The sequence below is a fragment of the Phyllobacterium sp. CCNWLW109 genome, from assembly GCF_037203905.1.
GTDB classification, from domain to species: Bacteria; Pseudomonadota; Alphaproteobacteria; order Rhizobiales; family Rhizobiaceae; genus Phyllobacterium; species Phyllobacterium ifriqiyense.
This window is the reverse complement of record NZ_JBBCBK010000004.1, coordinates 158,767-177,930: the sequence shown is the minus strand read 5'-3', so window position 1 is coordinate 177,930 and position 19,164 is coordinate 158,767. Positions and strand designations below refer to the sequence as shown.

At 51.7% G+C, this 19,164-nt stretch carries 24 protein-coding genes; 13 read left to right on the top strand and 11 right to left on the bottom strand.

Annotated features, from left to right (window positions below; translation table 11 throughout):
- Window positions 1-5 precede the first annotated feature (5 nt).
- The 6 genes from V9K92_RS16335 to V9K92_RS16310 all read right to left on the bottom strand — a co-directional run bounded on the left by V9K92_RS16335 (window position 6) and on the right by V9K92_RS16310 (window position 5,668).
- Window positions 6-275 carry a hypothetical protein gene (locus V9K92_RS16335; protein WP_442958517.1) on the bottom strand — a complete coding sequence of 90 codons (270 nt, stop codon included), beginning with the start codon at window positions 273-275 and terminating at the stop codon, window positions 6-8.
- A 52-nt stretch (window positions 276-327) separates the two neighbouring features.
- Complete coding sequence (locus V9K92_RS16330) at window positions 328-1,161, bottom strand: ABC transporter ATP-binding protein (protein ID WP_115052369.1); 834 nt, start codon at window positions 1,159-1,161, stop codon at window positions 328-330.
- The gene (locus V9K92_RS16325; RefSeq protein ID WP_115052368.1) at window positions 1,158-2,015 is read right to left on the bottom strand and encodes an ABC transporter ATP-binding protein; all 858 of its coding nucleotides are present in this window, start codon (window positions 2,013-2,015) and stop codon (window positions 1,158-1,160) included. Before V9K92_RS16325 ends, V9K92_RS16330 begins: the two co-directional genes overlap by 4 nt.
- 2 nt (window positions 2,016-2,017) lie before the next feature.
- Entirely contained in the window at window positions 2,018-2,929 is a 912-nt protein-coding gene (locus V9K92_RS16320; protein ID WP_115052367.1) for an ABC transporter permease subunit, read from the bottom strand.
- Between the two features lie 11 nt (window positions 2,930-2,940).
- Window positions 2,941-3,945: an ABC transporter permease subunit gene (locus V9K92_RS16315; protein ID WP_115052366.1), complete on the bottom strand. Its 1,005-nt coding sequence runs from the start codon at window positions 3,943-3,945 to the stop codon at window positions 2,941-2,943.
- 115 nt (window positions 3,946-4,060) lie between these two features.
- Window positions 4,061-5,668: an ABC transporter substrate-binding protein gene (locus V9K92_RS16310; RefSeq protein WP_115052365.1), complete on the bottom strand. Its 1,608-nt coding sequence runs from the start codon at window positions 5,666-5,668 to the stop codon at window positions 4,061-4,063.
- Window positions 5,669-5,982: 314 nt separating this feature from the next.
- Between V9K92_RS16310 and V9K92_RS16305 the strand changes: the two genes are divergently transcribed.
- The 5 genes from V9K92_RS16305 (at window position 5,983) to V9K92_RS16285 (ending at window position 9,856) form a co-directional block, all read left to right on the top strand.
- Window positions 5,983-6,744, top strand: coding sequence for a 3-hydroxyacyl-CoA dehydrogenase (locus V9K92_RS16305; protein WP_115052364.1), 762 nt, complete (start codon window positions 5,983-5,985; stop codon window positions 6,742-6,744).
- A 127-nt stretch (window positions 6,745-6,871) separates the two neighbouring features.
- A complete protein-coding gene (locus V9K92_RS16300) occupies window positions 6,872-8,068 on the top strand; it encodes a hypothetical protein (protein ID WP_337354444.1) in 1,197 nt (398 codons plus the stop codon).
- Window positions 8,065-8,655: a protein-S-isoprenylcysteine O-methyltransferase gene (locus V9K92_RS16295; protein WP_336439681.1), complete on the top strand. Its 591-nt coding sequence runs from the start codon at window positions 8,065-8,067 to the stop codon at window positions 8,653-8,655. The genes V9K92_RS16300 and V9K92_RS16295 overlap by 4 nt, the downstream gene beginning before the upstream one ends.
- On the top strand, window positions 8,585-9,355 hold the full coding sequence (locus V9K92_RS16290) for a hypothetical protein (protein ID WP_162802457.1): 771 nt from the start codon (window positions 8,585-8,587) through the stop codon (window positions 9,353-9,355). Before V9K92_RS16295 ends, V9K92_RS16290 begins: the two co-directional genes overlap by 71 nt.
- 114 nt (window positions 9,356-9,469) lie before the next feature.
- Window positions 9,470-9,856, top strand: coding sequence for a DUF930 domain-containing protein (locus tag V9K92_RS16285; RefSeq protein WP_115052360.1), 387 nt, complete (start codon window positions 9,470-9,472; stop codon window positions 9,854-9,856).
- A gap of 57 nt (window positions 9,857-9,913) precedes the next feature.
- Here V9K92_RS16285 and V9K92_RS16280 read toward each other — a convergent pair whose 3' ends face one another.
- On the bottom strand, window positions 9,914-10,840 hold the full coding sequence (locus V9K92_RS16280; RefSeq protein WP_337354443.1) for a cell wall hydrolase: 927 nt from the start codon (window positions 10,838-10,840) through the stop codon (window positions 9,914-9,916).
- Window positions 10,841-11,079: 239 nt separating this feature from the next.
- Here V9K92_RS16280 and V9K92_RS16275 point away from each other — a divergent pair, with 239 nt between their 5' ends.
- From V9K92_RS16275 to V9K92_RS16265, 3 genes are all read left to right on the top strand, one after another.
- A complete protein-coding gene (locus V9K92_RS16275) occupies window positions 11,080-11,271 on the top strand; it encodes a hypothetical protein (protein ID WP_115052358.1) in 192 nt (63 codons plus the stop codon).
- A gap of 95 nt (window positions 11,272-11,366) precedes the next feature.
- The gene (locus tag V9K92_RS16270) at window positions 11,367-12,146 is read left to right on the top strand and encodes a HugZ family pyridoxamine 5'-phosphate oxidase (RefSeq protein ID WP_115052357.1); all 780 of its coding nucleotides are present in this window, start codon (window positions 11,367-11,369) and stop codon (window positions 12,144-12,146) included.
- A gap of 23 nt (window positions 12,147-12,169) precedes the next feature.
- Window positions 12,170-12,982: a TrmH family RNA methyltransferase gene (locus V9K92_RS16265; protein WP_337354774.1), complete on the top strand. Its 813-nt coding sequence runs from the start codon at window positions 12,170-12,172 to the stop codon at window positions 12,980-12,982.
- On the opposite strand, the gene V9K92_RS16260 is transcribed toward V9K92_RS16265, so the two are convergent.
- Window positions 12,950-13,999, bottom strand: coding sequence for a hypothetical protein (locus V9K92_RS16260; RefSeq protein ID WP_337354442.1), 1,050 nt, complete (start codon window positions 13,997-13,999; stop codon window positions 12,950-12,952). The genes V9K92_RS16265 and V9K92_RS16260 overlap by 33 nt on opposite strands.
- Before the next feature lie 118 nt (window positions 14,000-14,117).
- Window positions 14,118-14,651: a DUF1134 domain-containing protein gene (locus tag V9K92_RS16255; RefSeq protein WP_307286202.1), complete on the bottom strand. Its 534-nt coding sequence runs from the start codon at window positions 14,649-14,651 to the stop codon at window positions 14,118-14,120.
- A gap of 331 nt (window positions 14,652-14,982) precedes the next feature.
- Between V9K92_RS16255 and chpT the strand changes: the two genes are divergently transcribed.
- From chpT to V9K92_RS16235, 4 genes are all read left to right on the top strand, one after another.
- A complete protein-coding gene (gene chpT / locus V9K92_RS16250) occupies window positions 14,983-15,612 on the top strand; it encodes a histidine phosphotransferase ChpT (protein ID WP_115052354.1) in 630 nt (209 codons plus the stop codon).
- A 133-nt stretch (window positions 15,613-15,745) separates the two neighbouring features.
- Window positions 15,746-16,114 carry a response regulator gene (locus V9K92_RS16245; protein WP_337354441.1) on the top strand — a complete coding sequence of 123 codons (369 nt, stop codon included), beginning with the start codon at window positions 15,746-15,748 and terminating at the stop codon, window positions 16,112-16,114.
- Window positions 16,115-16,711, top strand: a complete 597-nt coding sequence (locus V9K92_RS16240) for a YdeI/OmpD-associated family protein (protein WP_336439677.1) — start codon at window positions 16,115-16,117, stop codon at window positions 16,709-16,711.
- A 53-nt stretch (window positions 16,712-16,764) separates the two neighbouring features.
- Window positions 16,765-17,151 carry a cupin domain-containing protein gene (locus V9K92_RS16235; protein ID WP_337354440.1) on the top strand — a complete coding sequence of 129 codons (387 nt, stop codon included), beginning with the start codon at window positions 16,765-16,767 and terminating at the stop codon, window positions 17,149-17,151.
- A gap of 71 nt (window positions 17,152-17,222) precedes the next feature.
- On the opposite strand, the gene ctrA is transcribed toward V9K92_RS16235, so the two are convergent.
- Window positions 17,223-17,924: a response regulator transcription factor CtrA gene (gene ctrA / locus V9K92_RS16230; protein ID WP_008124398.1), complete on the bottom strand. Its 702-nt coding sequence runs from the start codon at window positions 17,922-17,924 to the stop codon at window positions 17,223-17,225.
- Window positions 17,925-18,413: 489 nt separating this feature from the next.
- Here ctrA and V9K92_RS16225 point away from each other — a divergent pair, with 489 nt between their 5' ends.
- Window positions 18,414-18,800 carry a flagellar export protein FliJ gene (locus V9K92_RS16225; protein ID WP_115052350.1) on the top strand — a complete coding sequence of 129 codons (387 nt, stop codon included), beginning with the start codon at window positions 18,414-18,416 and terminating at the stop codon, window positions 18,798-18,800.
- A 51-nt stretch (window positions 18,801-18,851) separates the two neighbouring features.
- Here V9K92_RS16225 and V9K92_RS16220 read toward each other — a convergent pair whose 3' ends face one another.
- Window positions 18,852-19,148: a GNAT family N-acetyltransferase gene (locus V9K92_RS16220; protein WP_115052349.1), complete on the bottom strand. Its 297-nt coding sequence runs from the start codon at window positions 19,146-19,148 to the stop codon at window positions 18,852-18,854.
- Window positions 19,149-19,164 lie beyond the last annotated feature (16 nt).

Here is a 19,164-nt window from a genome sequence, read left to right as displayed (position 1 = left end):
TCTTGCTATTCTTCTTCGTTTTCTTCGGACTCATCCGATTTGCCAGCAGGCATCCATCCCGTTGGCGTTACCTTTTTCTGCGTGCTGGAATCGGTAAATACCCACCATCCGGCATCGGTCTCATCCCACTGACCGCCGGTAACTTTGAGGCGATCCAACGAACGATACTGCCCGATGGATTGGTTTTCCTGCCCATCTTCATCTGTCCAGAAAATCTGCACCTTGCTGCCATCTGTCGGGGCAGATGAAATCGACTGCTTTTTGCTCACGGACATTCCTCCTGTTGAAGCTCAATGAGTAAATGCCCGATTGCAAATCGGGCTTCACTCAAGCGGCAGCTTTTTTCTTTGCAATACGCGCTCGGATGCTCTCCACGTCAGATTTCGGCGTCGCCGCAAACAGCGTCTTGGTATAGCTGTGTTGCGGGTTTGAAAACACCTCGTCGCGCGTACCGTATTCAACCACCTCACCATAATACATGACCATAACGTCATCGGCGATATAACGAACCACCGACAGATCATGACTGATGAAAACATAAGTCAAGTTGAACTCATCCTGCAGATCCGCAAGTAGATTGAGAACCTGCGCCTGCACCGAAAGATCGAGCGCAGAAACCGGCTCGTCCAGAACAAGCAGGCTTGGGCTCAACATCAGTGCGCGCGCTATGGCGATACGCTGACGCTGGCCGCCGGAGAACATATGCGGGTAGCGATTATAGTGTTCAGGGCCAAGGCCTACTTTTACCAGCATCTGCATGGCAAGTTCGCGCCGCTCTGCAGCGGTCTTCTTGGTATTCAGCAGCAATGGTTCGCCTAGAACTTCACCAATCTTCTGACGTGGATTCAGCGAACCATAAGGATTCTGAAAAATGATCTGCACCTTGCGGCGCATTTCGGTCGTCACCTTGTCTTTGGCAATATTGATAGGCTTGCCGTCAATGAGCAATTCGCCAGATGTCTGCGGATCGATCAGCGTCAGAATACGACCAAGTGTCGATTTTCCGCATCCGCTTTCGCCCACTATTGCAAGCGTCTTGCCCTTCTCAACAGTGAAGTTCACGCCCTTTACAGCCTGAACAGTCTTTGCCTTTCCAAACAGGCCACCGCCAACGTGATACTCGCGTACGATATTGCGGCCTTCGAGTACAATCTCGCTCATGATGCAGCTCCTGCATTGGCTGCTTCGTTTTTCATGAAATCAGCCACGGTCGAAAGTCGATCGCCGGTCGCATTTTCGGGAAGAGCGGAAAGCAATGCGCGGGTATATGGGCTCTTGGGCGCCTCAAAAAGCGTCAGCACATCGGCCTCTTCCATCTTGGTGCCCTTATACTGAACGATTACACGATCAGCAGTTTCAGCCACTACGCCCATATCATGCGTGATCATAATCAATCCCATGCCATGCTCGGCTTGAAGACGAACAAGCAAATCGAGAATTTGCTTTTGGATGGTAACGTCAAGCGCGGTCGTTGGCTCATCTGCGATCAGCAGCTTTGGATTGCACGCAATCGCGATAGCGATCATGACGCGCTGGCACTGCCCGCCCGACATCTGATGCGGATAAGAGTTGAGCCGCTCTTCCGGGGTCGGGATACCGACCTGTTTAAAGAGCTCTATGGCACGGGCTCGCCTTGCCTTTTTGTCGAGTTTCATATGAACCCGCAGAACTTCTTCCAGCTGGAATCCAACAGTGAAACACGGATTAAGGCTCGCCATAGGCTCTTGGAAGATCATCGCAACGTCGCGCCCGATGATTTCACGCCGACGTTTGCTCGTCATTGTCAGCATGTCGTGACCATCAAATGTCATGCTATCGGCAGTCACTGTTGCTGATTTGGGCAGCAGCCCCATAACAGCCAGCATCGCAACGGATTTTCCAGAACCGGATTCACCGACAATTGCCAGGACTTCGCGAGCTTCGACCGATAAATCAATGCCTTGGACGGCCATAAACATGCCATTGCTGGTATCGAAGCCGACAGAAAGATTTTTGATTTCGAGTAGCTTGCTCATGTTCAGCTCCTCTTCAGTTTTGGATCAAGCGCATCGCGCAATCCGTCACCGACGAGATTGATAGCAAGCACTGTAATCAGAATTGCGAGACCGGGCAGCGTTACCACCCACCATTGACCGCTTGCGATAAATTCACGTGCATCGGCCAGCATTGTTCCCCATTCCGATGCCGGTGGCTGAGCACCGTAACCCAGGAAGCCCAGTGCTGCAGCGTCAAGAATCGCATTGGAAAATGAGAGCGTCGCCTGAACAATCAGCGGTGCCATGCAGTTAGGCAGGATCGTCTTGAACATTAATCGCAGCGGACCAGCACCGGCAACCTTTGCGGCCACCACATAATCACGCGTCTTTTCGGCCATCACCGCAGCGCGGGTCAAACGCACGAAATGCGGTTGATACACCAGCGCGATGGAGATCATTGCCCCGGTCAATCCCGGCCCGATAATTGCTACCAGAACCAGAGCAAGCAACAATGATGGAAAGGCCAGGATGACATCCATCAGGCGCATAATAACTGTATCGACCCAACCACGGAAATAGCCAGCGATAACACCTAGAAAAATACCGCCGACAAGCGCGATACAGGTGACGACAATGCCGATAAACAGTGAATAGCGCGCGCCGTAAATCAGACGCGAGAGAATATCTCGACCAACGGCATCTGTTCCAAGCAGATAGCCTGCACGTCCGCCTTCCTGGAAGATTGGTGGCAGGAGTACAGCATCGCGGTACTGATCTGCCGGGCCGTGCGGGGCAATCCATGGTGCAAAAATAGCCGTTATAATCAGCAATATGAAAACTGCCAGGCCGATGACGGCACCACGATTTTCCGAGAAATAATACCAAAACTCAGCAAGCTGCCGTCGGAGAGATGAATCGGTGGAGGTTCCACTTTGAATATTTGTCTGGGCCATGATCTATCCCCTCAATGTCGAATGCGCGGATTGATCAGGCCGTAGAGCAAGTCGACAGCGAGATTGACCAACATGATGGTGGCGGCGATGATGAGCAAAGCGCCCTGAATTACCGCATAGTCGCGGCGGCTGACGGAATCGACCAACCATTTTCCGATACCCGGCCAAGAGAAAATCGTCTCTGTCAGGATTGCTCCGGCCAGCATGACGCCAACTTGGAGACCGATGGTTGTAACAACCGGGATCATGGCATTTCGCAGCGCGTGAATACCGATAACGCGCAATGGAGCCAGGCCTTTGGCACGAGCGGTGCGCACATAATCCTCGGACAATACTTCGAGCATTGCGGAACGCGTTTGACGCGCGATAACCGCCAGCGGAATAGTGCCGAGCACAATCGTTGGCAGGATCAAGTGGCTGACGGCTGATTTGAAAGCACCCGACTGTCCAGAAATCAGTGAATCGATCAGCATGAATCCGGTCACTGGCGGGAAAAAGAACATCAGTGAGATGCGGCCAGATACAGGCGTCCAGTGCAATGTGTTGGATACGAGCATGATCAGCAGCAGACCCCACCAGAAGATGGGCATCGAGAAGCCTATCAGGGCAGTTCCCATGATTGACTGATCGAGAAAGGAACCGCGCTTGATCGCTGCGAAAACACCAGCTGGAATGCCAAGCAAAACCGCAAAAAGAATTGCGCAAATTGAAAGCTCAAGCGTTGCTGGAAACAGATTGAAAAACTGTTCGACAACCGGCTGCTTGGTAACAATCGATGTCCCGAAATCACCGTGCAGAATACCCCGAAGATAATCGAAATATTGAACGATGATCGGCTGGTCGAAGCCAAGATCGCGCGAAATAGCTGCATGACGTTCTGGCGACATGACACGTTCGCCTGAAAGCAACGCAACCGGATCGCCCGGAAGCATGCGAATAAAGGAAAAAGCGATGATGGATACACCGACAAAAGTCAGGGCCATAACCGCCACGCGTCCCATAATAAATCTGAACATATCGAACCTTCCAGCCACAATCGGTGGCGGTGCTTCCGGCTGCCTTAACGCATTTTTGCTCGGAAGAAAAAAGGGCGCCCGCCTGACGGACGCCCTTCCTACAAGTTTTCAGCTCTTACTCGGTAATGTCTACGCCGTCGAAGGCGAAGTCACCAAGCGGGCTCTGATGGAAGCCTTCAACACCCTTGCGCATCGGTACGATCGACAGGGAGTGATCAAGCGTGTTCCAAGGAGCTTCCTTTTTGAACACGACCTGCGCCTCTTCATAGAGCTTTGTGCGCTCTGCAACGTCTGTTGTAACCTTGGCTTTCTTCACCAGGGCATCAAATTCCTTGTTGCACCATTGCGCACGATTGTTACCGCCGACGGCTTCGCAACCAAGCAATGTATCAAGGAAGTTGTCTGGATCGCCATTGTCACCGGTCCAGCCGAGAATAGCAGCACCATCGCGGTCTTTTGCCTTGGACTTGTTCAAATATTCGGCCCACTCATAAGACACGATCTCGGCCTTGACGCCGATCTTTGCAAGATCAGACTGCATCAATTCCGCAGCGCGGCGAGCGTTGAGCATATAAGGGCGTGAAACTGGCATCGCCCAGATCTTCATGGAAAGATCCTTTACACCGGCATCTGCAAGCATTTTCTTGGCTGCTTCAGGATCGTACTTGTCGTCCTCAATGGCGTCATTATAGGACCACATTGTCGGTGGGATCGGGTTTTTGGCAGGTGTTGCCAGACCCTGGAATACGCCGTCAACGATTGCCTTCTTATTGATGGCCATGTTGAGCGCGTGGCGTACTTCAACCTTGTCGAACGGTGCAATCAGTGTGTTGTACGCGAGGTAGGCAACGTTCAAGCCTTCCTGCTCCATCACCTTCAACTCTGGATCCGCTTTCATCGCGGCCACATCGCTTGGGTTTGGATAAGGCATCAAATGGCATTCACCAGCCTTGAGCTTCTGATAGCGAACCGAAGCATCGGTCGTGATGGCGAAAACCAGATCGTCGATCTTCTGCTTGCCATTCCAGTAGTCAGGATTTGCCTTGAAACGGATAACGGCATCCTGCTGGTAGGCGACAAACGAGAAAGGACCGGTGCCGAGAGGCATCTGGTTAAGCTGGTTCATCTTGCCTTCAGCCTGGAGCTTGTCGGCATATTCCTTCGACATGATCGAAGCGAATGGCATTGCAACGTTTGCGAGGAACGGAGCCTCTTTGCGCTTCAGTGTGAACTTCACTGTCATGTCGTCGACTTTTTCAATCGACTGCAGGAGCTCAGGGAAGCCCATGCCGGCAAAATATTCCCATGACGTACCTGTTACATACTTGTTCCAGGGACTGTCTTCTTTCCACTGGCGCTCATAGGAGAAAATCACGTCGTCAGCGTTGAGTTCACGTGTCGGCGTGAAGAATTCTGTAGTCTGGAACTTTACGCCCGGACGAATCTTGAACGTGTACTGCAAACCATCATCAGAAATTGTCCAGCTTTCGGCCAGACCTGGTTGGGTTTCTGTCGTACCAGCCTTGAATTCCAAAAGGCGATTATAAACCGTATGCGCCGAAGCATCATAGGTGTTACCACCCGTATAGAGGCCGGGATCAAAGCCTTCCGGCGATGCTTCCGAGCAATAAACGAAAGTTTTAGCTGCGGCTCCACCTGCCATCAGCCCACCCGTCAACATTGCAAGCGCTGTCGCCGCAATGAGTTTCTTGTAGGTCTTCATGTTTTTCCACCTTCAGAGGTTTTTTTGTTGCCGGCCCCCTTGCCTGCAACCGAAGCTGCATGGAAGCCTTTGCCATGTCGCAATGCAAGCAGATTTATTCGCAGTCAACCCATCCGGAGAACCATAATCCACGATTCTGGGGAAACTCGACCACATAAATGCAAAAATAGTGAATTTCACTACAAAACCGTCCATTCACATTTCTGACAGTCAAAGGCACATAGTTACGTACATGAGCAAAGGGCGCGACTATCGGCGTCACACTTGCCATGGTAAGCGGCTGAGGAAATCGTTGCACTGGAAGGGAGCAAATTATGAATCTTGAAGGACATACCGCTATTGTAACAGGCGGGGGATCTGGACTTGGAGCAGCGACGGCCCGGCTTTTTGCGGAAAAGGGCGCCAAGGTGGCACTTTTCGACATTAATTTGGATGCTGCCCAGAAAGTTGCGCAAGAAATCGGCGGCATTGCACTCGGCTGCAACGTTTCCAGTGCAAGCGATGCAGAAGGCGCGGTGCGTCAGGTCACCGAAAAATTTGGCACACCGCGTGTTCTCGTCAATTGCGCTGGCATAGCAAATGCCGGACGTATTGTCGGACGAGATGGCCCGCATGATCTGGAGCTTTACCGGCGCGTGATCGAGGTCAATCTTATCGGCTCGTTCAATATGCTGCGCTTGGTGGGAGATGCAGCCGCCAAGCTTGATCCCTTGGAAACAGGCGAGCGCGGTGTGATTATCTCTACCGCTTCGGTCGCTGCATTCGACGGTCAAATCGGACAGGCTGCCTACGCCTCTTCCAAGGCCGGCATTGCAGGCCTTACTCTGCCAGCAGCGCGGGAACTTGCTCGCTTCGGTATTCGCGTTATGGCTATCGCTCCTGGTATTTTCGCAACGCCAATGCTGCTGGCAATGCCGCAGGAGGTTCAGGATTCACTTGCAGCATCCATTCCCTTCCCTTCAAGACTTGGTAAGCCAGAGGAGTATGCATCGCTCGCTGTGCATATTATCGAGAACCCAATGCTAAACGGAGAAACGATCCGGCTTGACGGAGCTATTCGCATGGCACCAAAATGAAGTTGCATTACCAATTATTGCAACTTCTTATCGCTGACGACGTTCTGTTAACGCTGATCATCTAAAATCCTTGTTAGCGAAGTAAGGTAGATCGCAATCATCGGTAAGCGATGAGGAAAGGATGCGGATGACGATCGTCAAGCGTCTGGTGATTTTACTGCCAGGCTTTGAGCATATGCCTGTAGAGGCTCACCATCGGCGCTTTGTCCGCGAGGCAGGCAAAACTGCGCCTGTTTACGACATGACCGTCTCGGAGCCTTCCCCCCTATCTGTCAGCGCTGTCGAAGACGGCGTTGCCATGGGCCGCTTCAATTTGAATGCCAAGGGTGATGACTGGGCGGCTCATACCGATTTCGTGCTTTACGGGCTTGGCGATATCACGCTGTTTTACGCCTCCAGAAATCCGGCCGTCCGTCTGCTGAGCGGACTGCTTGCACTGCTCGACTTTATCGTCAGTGGCACATTTTTCCGCTTCATCATGACAAGCTGGCGCTATGCGCTGTTCTTTGTTTATCCACTGCTCGTGCTTGCAGCCATTGTGATTGCATCTATTGGCATGGGATACTTGGTCGACGATGCCTTTCCGAACAGCCCATTTGTTTTGGCAGGGACAAGTCTTTTGGCTGGGATATGTCTACTGTGGTTTTCTGCTGCAAAATTACATCTTTTGCTGCTCATGGACGACTGGACATTTGCTCGCGACATGGCACGCGGAAAGCGCTCAGACGTTATGACGAAGATGGAAAAAGTCGTCGGTCATGCCGCGTCATTGATCAGTGAAGCTCCAAGCGATACCGAGGTTATTATTGCCGCCCATAGCTTGGGCGCAATTTGCGCACTCCCGATTATAGATGAAGCGGTGAAGCGCAATAAATCGCGACGCTACGGACTACTTACCGTGGGCTCCAGCCTACTCAAAGTCGCACTACATCCTGCTGCATCACGCTTGCGAGATTGTGTGGCCAATGTCGCACAAAGCAATACGACCTGGATTGATGCCCAATCGCTGACTGACCCAATGAACTTTTACAAATCTGATCCGATCAGAGATCTCGATATTGCAAAAGGAAAATCACCTGTTCTTATGCAAGTGCGTTTCAGACACCAGCTTTGCGACGAGACTTACAAGGCAATCCGGCGCGACTTTTTCCGCGTGCACCGCCAGTTCGTATTTGGTGTAGATAAACGGACACATTATTCCTGGCATGCAATTCTTTGTGGGCCTCAACGTTTTGCAGATATCGCCGCCCGCGGCGGATTGCCCTGCGAGAAAACTCTCTGTTCCAAGGACAGCCTCAAGATCGTGGGGCCTGCCATTACATGATAAGCCTTGCTTTAGCTGGAAAGGCTCTGTGGGCGTTTCTGGTCGTTGGTTGGTATTTGTTGCGCCGGCCCTTTGATCGCCGCGCTCGCCGAAGCCGGCTCACCGTTGATCGCCGGCCGGGAGCAGATACCCTGCGGATGGCCATATCGCTGACGGGACTTGGCATCATACCAGGCATATACCTTGTTACCGGATTCCCGAGATTTGCATCCTATCCTGGGCATCCAATGCTGCTTGCACTCGGCATCATCGTTGGGATAATCGCGCTTGTGCTTTTCAGGCTTACGCATAAAGCGCTCGGAAAAATGTGGTCAGTATCATTGCAACTGAAACAGGATCACAAACTCATCACAACAGGAATCTACAAACACGTCAGGCATCCGATGTATACGGCATTCTGGTGCCTTGCCATTGCACAAGCACTGCTCTTGCCTAACTATATTGCAGGATTTGCAGGGATTGTTGGATTTGGCTATCTGTTCTTCTCACGGGTGGGTCCAGAGGAAACGATGATGAGTGAAGCCTTTGCAGAAGAATACGACGTCTATCGTGCACGCACCTGGCGTGTCTTGCCCTACATCTATTGATTGGCTGAAAGTTTTCATCGTGCGTAAAATCAAGCTGTCCTGTTCGTCACTCGCAAAAACACTGCCGGTTCTGGTGGTCTCACTGTCGCTTGCGGCGTGTCAATCGTCACCGCAGCCGACCGCTGCAAGCAATGTCTCGGCATATGCTGCAGAGATACCGCAATTGACCTGTGCTGCGCATGGCAGCGTCAATGGCAACGCTGTGAAGCTCACCGCCAATCGCACTAAGACCGGTGATCCCGCCTATATCGAGTTTCGCCAACGTCTTTCGCCGGGAATACCGAGCGGCCATCTTTATGTGGTCTTTGGACGTCTTGACGCGCAAGGCAACCCGGTAACACGCCAGTATAATGGGCTGTTTCCAAAAGGCAGCTTGATCGGGCTTTACGGCGGAGCAATCATTCCGATGCCGGCCGAACTGAAGCCAAGCTATGCGGACTGCCATTTTTCAACCGGCGCCGCTTATCGCGTTTCATTGACTGAAAGCCAGTATCAACAATTACTGGGCAAAGTACGTTACAATCTCGCCAATCCACCGCTCTGGAGAATGTTCGGCTTTAATTGCAACAATTATGCAGCCTCGCTGGGCAGCGTTGCAGGCTTGGTTGAGCCGGCAAATCGCGCTCAACCATCTTTCTCCTATATCTATTCCTTTATAGAAGCGAATGGAGACAAGGGACGAAAATCCCCCACTTCATGAAAAAATTGTAATGTTCCAATGGTTTTGATTTCCACAATTCCGTCTTAAATGCAGCGGTATCTCACAGAACTTTGACCCGCAACGGGCCATGCGATTACGCCGGAAAGCAAATTGATGAAAATTATTGGTGCTTTTCTGCTTGCCATTGCGGTTTCCGCTCCAGCCGCAGCAATGGATAAAAGCGCAGCCGACGAGCTAGAAAGGCTGGACCCGCAAACAAGGCTTGAGCAGCGCTGTGATCTGGAAGCAATGGAACGTATCCACAAGGATCCGGCCAAAATGGTTCCGGATGAATTGGTGGCCTATGCTTTTGCCGAGCCCAAGATCAGCGGCGACAAGATTCGCTCCACGGGTGCGGCCTTTCGCAGTAAGGGCGAATGGTATCACCTGTCATACACATGCTCGACATCGCCCGATCATATGACCATTCTGACATTTCAGTATGCGATTGGGCAGTTGGTTCCCCACAATGAGTGGGACCATCATTTTCTGGTACCCTGAAGAGCTATTGTAGCAGGGTACAATAATAAAAAAAGCACGCCGGAGCGTGCTTTTTTATTATTTCAAGGCGTTAGGTCTGTCCTGAGCCAGGAGCATTTGACCAATAGCATCTACGCTTTTGCTGGTCGGAGCCTCATAGGCCAATATTCCAGCCGGAGCGGCGCCTGGTGTCGTCTGTGCGGCCTGCTGCTGTGCCTGCAATGTGTGCTCCATGGCCCCAACAGGCGGATCAACAGGAACAGCAACCTTCTCGCTAGCAAACGCCATTTGCGGTGGAACGATGTCAGCCTGCGCAACCAGTACGGGTTGCTGCGTAGCCACAACGCGACCAGAGGTCGGTGTGGAGGTGGTCGTCGCTGCGCTTGCCACTTGCGTACCATTGCCTGCGCCGGAGGTTCTCATGCTTGCAATATATGCATTGGCAATGGCTTGGCTTGCTTCCTTGGAAGCAATTTCTGCCGAATTATAACGATCGCGCTTTTCGTAAAACGCATTTCCGCCAGCAACGACGGTATAATGCATGTTCTTGTAAGGGAACCGCAAACCGGCAGTGTGAAAATACATTGCGTTCTTGACCTGAGGGTTACGCTTGCCCTTCAGCACAGCGTCTGCCGCAGCCTGAACGTCCGGAAGTGCCGATGACGTCATCGGACGAGACAAGACGCCCGGGGCGAACTGTCCCTTCTGTCCAACAACGCTGCATATGGAGTTTCCCCATTTGCCCGCATCAAGTCTGTTCATAACCACTGTTCCAACAGCCACCAGACCATCTTGGCTTGAACGGTTGGACTCAAAGAACATTGCCCGTTCAAGGCATTCTTTGTCCTTGGGCGTATAGGCGTAATTACCGGATGTAGTCTGCGAGGTTGCCGCTTGCGGCTTGATCTTGCTGGTCTGCGCGTTCTGTGTTGTGCAACCGCTGATGAGCGCCGCCGCCGTTACAATTCCCGCTACAGAGTGGATTTTCCACTTACCGCCGATCACGAAGCAATTCTCATCGCTGTTTTTCCTGCTGGTGAAGTTGAGCACAGAATGATGTCATTTGGGGCCAAACAATGGCAACAAAATACAATTCTGGACATCCAACATCTATCTAATTGAAATTATGCGTTTATTTTATCCAATGCAATAGCACGAAAATCCTAATAATGGCATAATTAAGAATTTGTTTACCACTATCGAGTTAATCTTGGGCAACTAAATGAGGTCCGAAGGGCAAGCTCATGCGTTCTCCTCCACCACGATATGATACGCGCGAATCACTCATGGACGCACTGCGCGAATTGATGTCATTGCAGGTGGCAGCCGAGGATGTCGCGCCAGTCCTTTGCACGATCGGACCGGTCGATCTTGATCTGCTTGCCGACTGCATGAGAGATGCAGGGATCAATGATAATCAGGCAATCGCCGCCTGATATAAGACTTCGGGACTTGTCCCAATTCGCTGCACCTCTTATCAATCAGATATTCCCAGAGCAAAAACTTGCTCCTGACTGATTGAGGATATGACGTGAGCGAAAAGATGGACGTTTTGCGTGAGATGGATGACAGCGCGATCCGGCTTATACGCCGTTTGATGCGAAGCGCCCGACATGCAGTCATTGCAACCCTGGAACCAAACACCGGCAACCCCATCGCAACACGTATCGGCATTTCCACAGACCATGACGGCACTCCAATTACCCTGGTTTCTGCCCTTGCTGCTCATACGCCTGCTTTGCTGGCCGACCCGCGATGCTCGCTCTTGGTTGGTGAACTTGGCAAGGGAGATCCCCTCGCCTATCCGCGGATGACAATTTCTGCAAAAGCGCGGGAAATAGTCAAAGGCACTCCTGAACACGCCCGTATTGAATGGCGCTACCTTTCACACCTGCCCAAATCGAAACTCTATGTCGGCCTTGGCGATTTCCGGTTTTTCCGGCTGGAACCGGAAAATACCAAATTGAATGGTGGTTTCGGACGCGCTTACCAACTGGAAGCAAAGGATTGGTTGAGCTTAAGCCCTGTCAACCCAGAACTTGCTGAAGCAGAAAAGAACGCTGTCGATCACATGAACGAGGATCATGCTGAAGCGATCGCTTTATATGCCCGTTATTATGCCAAGCTACCGGATGGCAAATGGCGGATAACCGGTATTGATGCGGATGGGTTTGACATTGCGGATGGCGATGAAGTGGCTCGTATATTCTTTGAAAAGCCGCTGGAATCTGCAAAAGATATGCATATGACATTGGTGCGCATGGCTGGCCAGGCACGCGCCGGTCTAGCAGCGGAACAGGCCCCGGTGTGAGCGACGCTAATCCGGACGTTTGGCTGGAGCAGCGGATTACCCGCATTGCTGGTCCTGAGGACGAGCGGCTTGCGCCCTATAGAAATGTCAGGGAGCGTGATCTGGTGGGGCGTGAGGGGCGCTTTATTGCAGAGGGTAAGGTCGTCCTTAATGTGCTCTTGGCCAACAGGTCGTTCGCCATTGAATCTCTGCTGATCATTGAAAACAGGTTGGCGGGCCTCAAAGACCAAATCCGCGTATGTCCAGCAGATGTGCCGATTTATTGCGTCTCTCGCACTACGATTGATGCGATTGCGGGTTTCCCCATGCACAGGGGAATCTTGGCTGTTGGCAGGCGAATGAACCCGCTATCCGTGCAAGCCCTTATAGATACGCTTTCCCCAACGGCTTTGGTCGTTGTGCTCTGTGGCATATCCAATCATGATAATATGGGTTCGATTTTCCGCAACGCGGCAGCCTTTGAAGCAGATTGCGTCATAATGGACGAGACCAGCTGCGACCCGCTTTATCGCAAGGCGATAAGAGTGTCGGTCGGGGCAACACTCAAGGTTCCTTTCGCGCAGCAGGGCCCTATTGAGGCGATCATTGAGACATTGCAGGATGCCGGCTTTACACTTTTTGGCCTCAGTCCTTCCGGATTAACCAGCATTAACTCTGTCCAGCCGGCACAAAGAACAGCGCTTTTGCTCGGGACTGAAGGCGAAGGTCTTCCTCCTGCCCTTTTGCAACAACTGCAAACAGCCAGAATCCCCATGTCTTCGGATTTCGACAGTCTTAATGTTGCAACCGCATCGGGGATTGCCTTATCGCGGCTCAGCCGCTTTGCCAGCTTGTGACGCGGCCTGCTGAAGCGCGCGTATACGATCGCCAAGACTTACAATAATCTTGCCATCCGCATCACGCACTTCCGAACCATTGCTGCTCGTACCCAGCAAGTCGTTAATCAGCGACTCTGAGCCCTCAAGCTTCGCAGTCATTGCTATAACTTGCGCAGCCAGATCGTTCATCTGGTCCCGCAAGACATCGCCTTCTTGCGCCTGGACAAAGGCCTGTTTGCCCCGGGCCACCTCGCCCGTTACTGCAGGCTGCTTTCTCTCTGCCGCAAGGACCTTGCGCAAACGCTCATTTACACGCTCGATATCTTTTTCACGTCGCGCAAGTTTGGCTTCACTATCTGTAAGCTGCCGCAAAAGAGCGCTGGCTTGTTTATCCAGTTCAGACCTTTGCCTGATTTCCTGCTCAAGCGAGCTGCGTAGCGCTTTCAATTCTGTTTCAGCCTTACGTTTCTGTTCGTCGCTTTCTCGTTTGTCTTTGCGTGCGGTCTTGAGGTCATCAGAAAGATTATCGATACGGGCCGATTGAGCGGCCAAATCTATCTTGAGACTATCCGCATTCGTCGCAAGACCAGCCAACCGGCGATGCAACAGTTCCAGTTCTGCCGCACGCTGTTCCAGCAGTTTTTCTTGTGCCGCGCTTGCTGCTGTCAATTTATTGAGGTTTTCCTTATCCGAAGCCAATATCGCCTCTAGCTCGGAAATTCGTTGTTCGCGCTGCTCCAGCTCCTGCGCAAACTTTGCTGCGAGCCTGTCCTTTTCGCTCACATCCGCAAGCAGCCGTCCCGCCTTTTCCTTGGCATTCTCCAGCATAAGTTCAAGCTTGCGGTTAGCCAGTGCGTGTTCAGCCCGCAAACCATCACGCTGCGCCTGTATTTCATTCAGGGTAAGGGGTATTTCAGCTTCAACGCGTCTGCGAGTTAAGTAAGTTGCACGGCGCCAGATTGGCGGAACTACCAGCAATGCCAATAATACGGCAGCCAGAAATCCAAGAGCAAAATAAAGCGCGGTCTGGATCACTATAGGGTCCTGTCAGAGGTCTTCTCGACACAATCTTATTATCAGTCAGGTGTTAAAAATACAAAGGCGCGAACTGGGTTGCCCGCGCCTTGGCTTTCAAAACGCCGTTTTCAAGAAATCAAAACGGGTTCCACGTCGCTGAAGGGGTAATCTTCAAATAGCCGACATTGACACCCAGGCGCGCTCCAACACCGGTCCGGATCGGTACCAGCAAGACCTGATTGCGCTTAAGAACATTGAACCCGACACCTGCAAAGAGATAGGCAGAGCCGGCCACGCCAACGAAACGTCCATAGAGACTTTGCACATCGTCAAGATTATAGACAAGCATCATGACGCGCGATCCCTGACCACCAAAATCCCAACCGATGGAGGGACCTTGCCAGAAGGTTTTGTGGTCACCTGCGTTCTTCGTATAGAGCGAGCCTTCGCCATAGGTCAGACCGCCGATAATCGCTCCTGAACCTTCTTCGCCGAGGACATAGCCATTCGGCAGACCATAACTTTGAAAAACCTTCTCGACGGCCGTCGCCAGACCGCCAGAGGTCGAACCGAAAAATCTCTGACCGGAATTGACGATTTCGTCCATCGTATAAGTATTCTGAGCATGCGCTGCTTGCGCTTGCACAAAAAACAATGACACCACGGTCATGAGAAGGAGAAAGCCACGATTCAAAGACAAGAGTAGAGACGCCATAATAATTCCTTTTGGTGTTCGCTCATTGTCCGACGCCTGATTCGCAAATCTGTGTTTGCGTTAACCCTATTTAAGACAGCAAACCTTGTATAAAAGTTTATGAATTGATCTTGGCATTTCAATGGCTCGTTAAAATTGCATTTTTTAGGCATTTTCATCCTGCTGCATGACGTTCTTGCCCATCCGCACCGCCCTCTATATCCAGAAGAGCACGAGAACCAAGTGATTCGCGGCTTTGATTCGCGGGGAACTTAGAACCATAAAGCTCATTTTCAGGAGACCCCTTATGACATTGCCCGTCATCCTTTCGGCAACTGACCTTGGAGCGCTCCTTTCCAGCCGGATATGCCACGACATTATTTCGCCCGTTGGAGCCATAAACAACGGTCTTGAGCTGCTCGAAGAGGGTGGCGCAGACGAAGATGCGATGAACCTTATCAAGTCCAGCGCACGCAGTGCCTCTGCCCGTCTGCAATTTGCCCGCATCGCTTTTGGTGCTGCCGGATCGGCAGGAGTACAAATCGATACAGGCGACGCTCACAATGTTGCGGAACAATATATGAAGGGCGAAAAAGCGGAACTGAGCTGGGAGGGCAATCGCGTTCTTTTGCCCAAGAACAAAGTTAAGTTGCTGCTGAATCTCATCCTGATCGCCAATGCGGCTCTGCCACGCGGTGGTACCTTGTCGGTTTCCCTGCAGACGCCGGAAACCGAACCACGCTTTGTTCTGACCTCGCGCGGACCGATGCTGCGCGTGCCACCGAAATTTCTTGAGCTTCACAGCGGCAAAGTTCCTGAAGAAGCAATCGATGCGCACGCGGTTCAACCTTATTATACGCTTTTGTTGGCGCAAGAATCCGGCATGACCATTTCCATCCATGCGACACCGGAAGAAATTATCTTTACCGCCGCTTAAGTCTCATACGGGTTGCCGCCGGTAAATCCGGCGGTATTTCAATATTTACCATTCCGCTTGCCTGTTTATTCACGGGCGGCCTATAGGTTCACCACCGGAATAGCTGAGATGGCTGTCTGGTTCGGGGGAACTTATGCTGCGTTGTATGATCGTTGACGGCTCACCTGTGGTGCGAAAAGTCGCTGGCCGTCTGATCTCCAGCGACAAAGTCGTTGTGACGACAGCTGATACTGGTTACCGGACCGTGGCCGCATGCAGTGTCGAAATGCCGGACATGATCATTTTGGATGACGGGCTCACCGATATGCCCGCAACAGAAATAATCCAAACAATTCGAGCACTGCCTGGCGGCGACAGCACGAAAATCTATCTCTGCCTGCCGGAAATGGATATCACCAGAATCATGCGTGCAAAACGCGCTGGAGCAGCAGGATACTTGCTGAAACCGTTCAACCGCGCATCGCTTGCAGAAATCATGCCGCCGATTGAAGTTGGAACCTAAATGCCAGCGAAATCTGAGCTTCCGATAATTCAGTTTGACTCAGCTGCACAGTTTGAAGCTTGGCTGAGTGAACAGCCTCGTACCTCGCAAGGGCTTTGGCTCAAGCTTGCCAAGAAGAACGCCGGTATGGCGAGCATTTCCCATGCAGAGTCTATTGATAGCGCATTATGTCATGGATGGATCGACAGTCAGAGCGACAAATTCGACGACGATTTCTGGCTTTTGCGCTATACGCCGCGCAAAGCTCAAAGCAAATGGTCTCAACGCAACTGCTCAAAAGCCACCGAGCTGATCGAACAAGGCAGGATGACGTCAGCAGGATTGGCCGAAGTCGAACGGGCAAAAGCCGATGGCCGATGGGACGCCGCCTATGCTCCCCCAAGCACTGCACAAGTCCCGGACGACCTCCAATTGGCCCTTGATCTGAATCCGGTTGCAAAGGAGTTCTTCGAACGGATCAACAAAACCAATCGCTACGCCATTCTTCACCGGATATTTACCGCAAAACAAGCAAAGACACGTGCCAGCAGGATTGAAAAATTCGTCGACATGCTAGAACGGGGAGAAACTATTTATCCGTCCAAGGCGAAGATCTGACCAACGCCGGAAACGCGCTACGATAATGTCCCGTCAGCCAGAGAGCCTCCACCATGAGCAATGACACATCATTACAATCCCGCCAAGCAATCAACTTCAGTCACAAGTTCGAGCTGTTTTCCGAACAGTGGCAACCCAAAGTCATTGCTGAAATGAATGATTACCAGTTCAAAATCGCCCGGCTGGAGGGAGATTTTATCTGGCACGATCATAAAGATACCGATGAAACGTTCATCGTGCTTGAAGGCGAGCTACGCATCGATTTTCGCGACGGCGCAGTCACATTGCGAGCGGGCGAGATGTATGTTGTCCCAAAAGGCGTAGAGCATAAACCCTACGCGGAAAAAGAAGTGAAACTGATGCTGATCGAACCGCGCGGCGTGCTCAACACCGGCGACCTGGACAGCCAGCGCACAGCGCAGAATGACGTTTGGATTTAATAGATTGAGCGCGCATCAAAAATAAAAAGGGCTCCGCTTTTCGCGGAGCCCCTTTTTTTAAATTATAGTGATCAGGCGATTTCGCGAAGATCAGCGGCATCCGGTTCACGAAGAACATAACCGCGACCCCAGACCGTTTCGATGTAATTGATACCACCGGAGGCGTTGTCGAGCTTCTTGCGCAGCTTGCAGATGAAGACGTCGATGATCTTTAATTCCGGCTCGTCCATACCGCCATAGAGATGGTTGAGAAACATTTCCTTGGTAAGTGTCGTACCCTTGCGGAGCGAGAGAAGCTCCAGCATCTGGTACTCCTTACCAGTCAGGTGAACGCGCTGGCCTGTGACTTCTACAGTCTTTGCATCCAGGTTTACGATCAGATCACCTGTTGTGATAACCGATTGAGCATGGCCCTTTGAGCGGCGCACGATTGCATGGATACGAGCAACCAGCTCATCCTTGTGGAATGGCTTGGTCATATAGTCATCAGCGCCGAAGCCGAGACCACGCACCTTGTCCTCAATACCAGCCATACCGGAAAGGATAAGGATTGGTGTTTTTACCTTCGACAGACGCAGGGTCCTCAGGACTTCATAACCGGACATGTCCGGCAGATTGAGGTCGAGGAGGATAATGTCATAGTCGTAGAGCTTGCCGAGATCGACACCCTCTTCGCCCAGATCCGTCGTATAAACATTGAAGCTTTCCGACTTGAGCATCAATTCGATGCTCTGGGCCGTTGCACTATCATCTTCGATTAAAAGAACCCGCATATCATTCCCCTTTTCCCGCCGCTGAAATGGGTTGCCCAAAACCCTAGGTCAGGCAATCCCGAGTCAGGTCGCGAAACAAGCCGTTTCCATAACGTTAAGATTGCCACCGAATGGTTAACAAAATCTAATTCCGCTTTGCAAGTGTCTTTGACTCATAAATTAAAAATCGCAGACACTGCATTGATTCATAAGGTCAACTCGCCGCCAAAATACCATCAGCCAAAGCATCAGGTTTTCCACCTAAGCGATTCATTCGACTCAATAAACTTGCCGCTTCAAAACTTGATGCATCAGTTTACAGAGCTTTAAGTCTTAAGGCGTATGATTAATGCTGAACGTAAAGGAAAGGTTACCAAGCGGGCCTGTCTTTAAGTTTTTGTTTCATTTTACCCAAGTGATTCGGGTCGAATGGGGCTGGATGAGCGCCAGGAAGGGTTTCACAGCACTCAGAGTACCAGCTTTTGGTGAAGCGTTACGGGGGTAGTAAATATGAAGTCGCATGAAGGTTTAGTACGATTGAAGCTGTTTCAGGTTAAGGAGAAGCGCCGCCAACTCGGCCAACTCGACCTGATGATGGGTGAATTCGAACGTATGGCTGCCGAACTAGACGCACAGATAACGTCTGAGGAGACGAAAGCCGGCATCACCGACACAACGCATTTTGCCTACCCGACCTTCGCAAAAGCTGCACGTCAGCGTCGCGATAATCTTTTTGTATCGATCAGAGACCTGAAGAATCAGAAAGATGAGGCGGAAGCTGCGCTTGTGGAATCGGAAAAAGAATTGGCAAAGGCCGAAGCGCTCGAGCAGCGTGATGGCAAGCCAAGAGAAGCCGAAGAAGTTGTCGTGCCCGACCGCCGTGCAATGATCGGTTGACGGGGACATTTTGATAGAATTCGGCAGCCCGCGCGAATCTATCAAAACGTCTCATTTTTGCTGAATGACATCAGCCCATTCTTCGTGCCTAAGCGACTGGGCGCGCATGAATGGGCATAGCGGAATGATCTTCCAGCCGCCAGCCCTTGCATCTTCAACTGCGTGTAAAGCCAAAGCCTGCCCAACGCCCTGACCACGCAGTGCATCGGGCACGGCCGTATGGTCGATAATGATGAGCTTGGGACTTGCCCGCGAATAGGCCATTTCCGCTTCATGGCCGGACAGTGTGGCTACATAGCGCCCGCCGCTTCCAGCCTCTTTCTTTTCAATCTTAATATTTTCAGACATTCAAATCTCCGAGGGT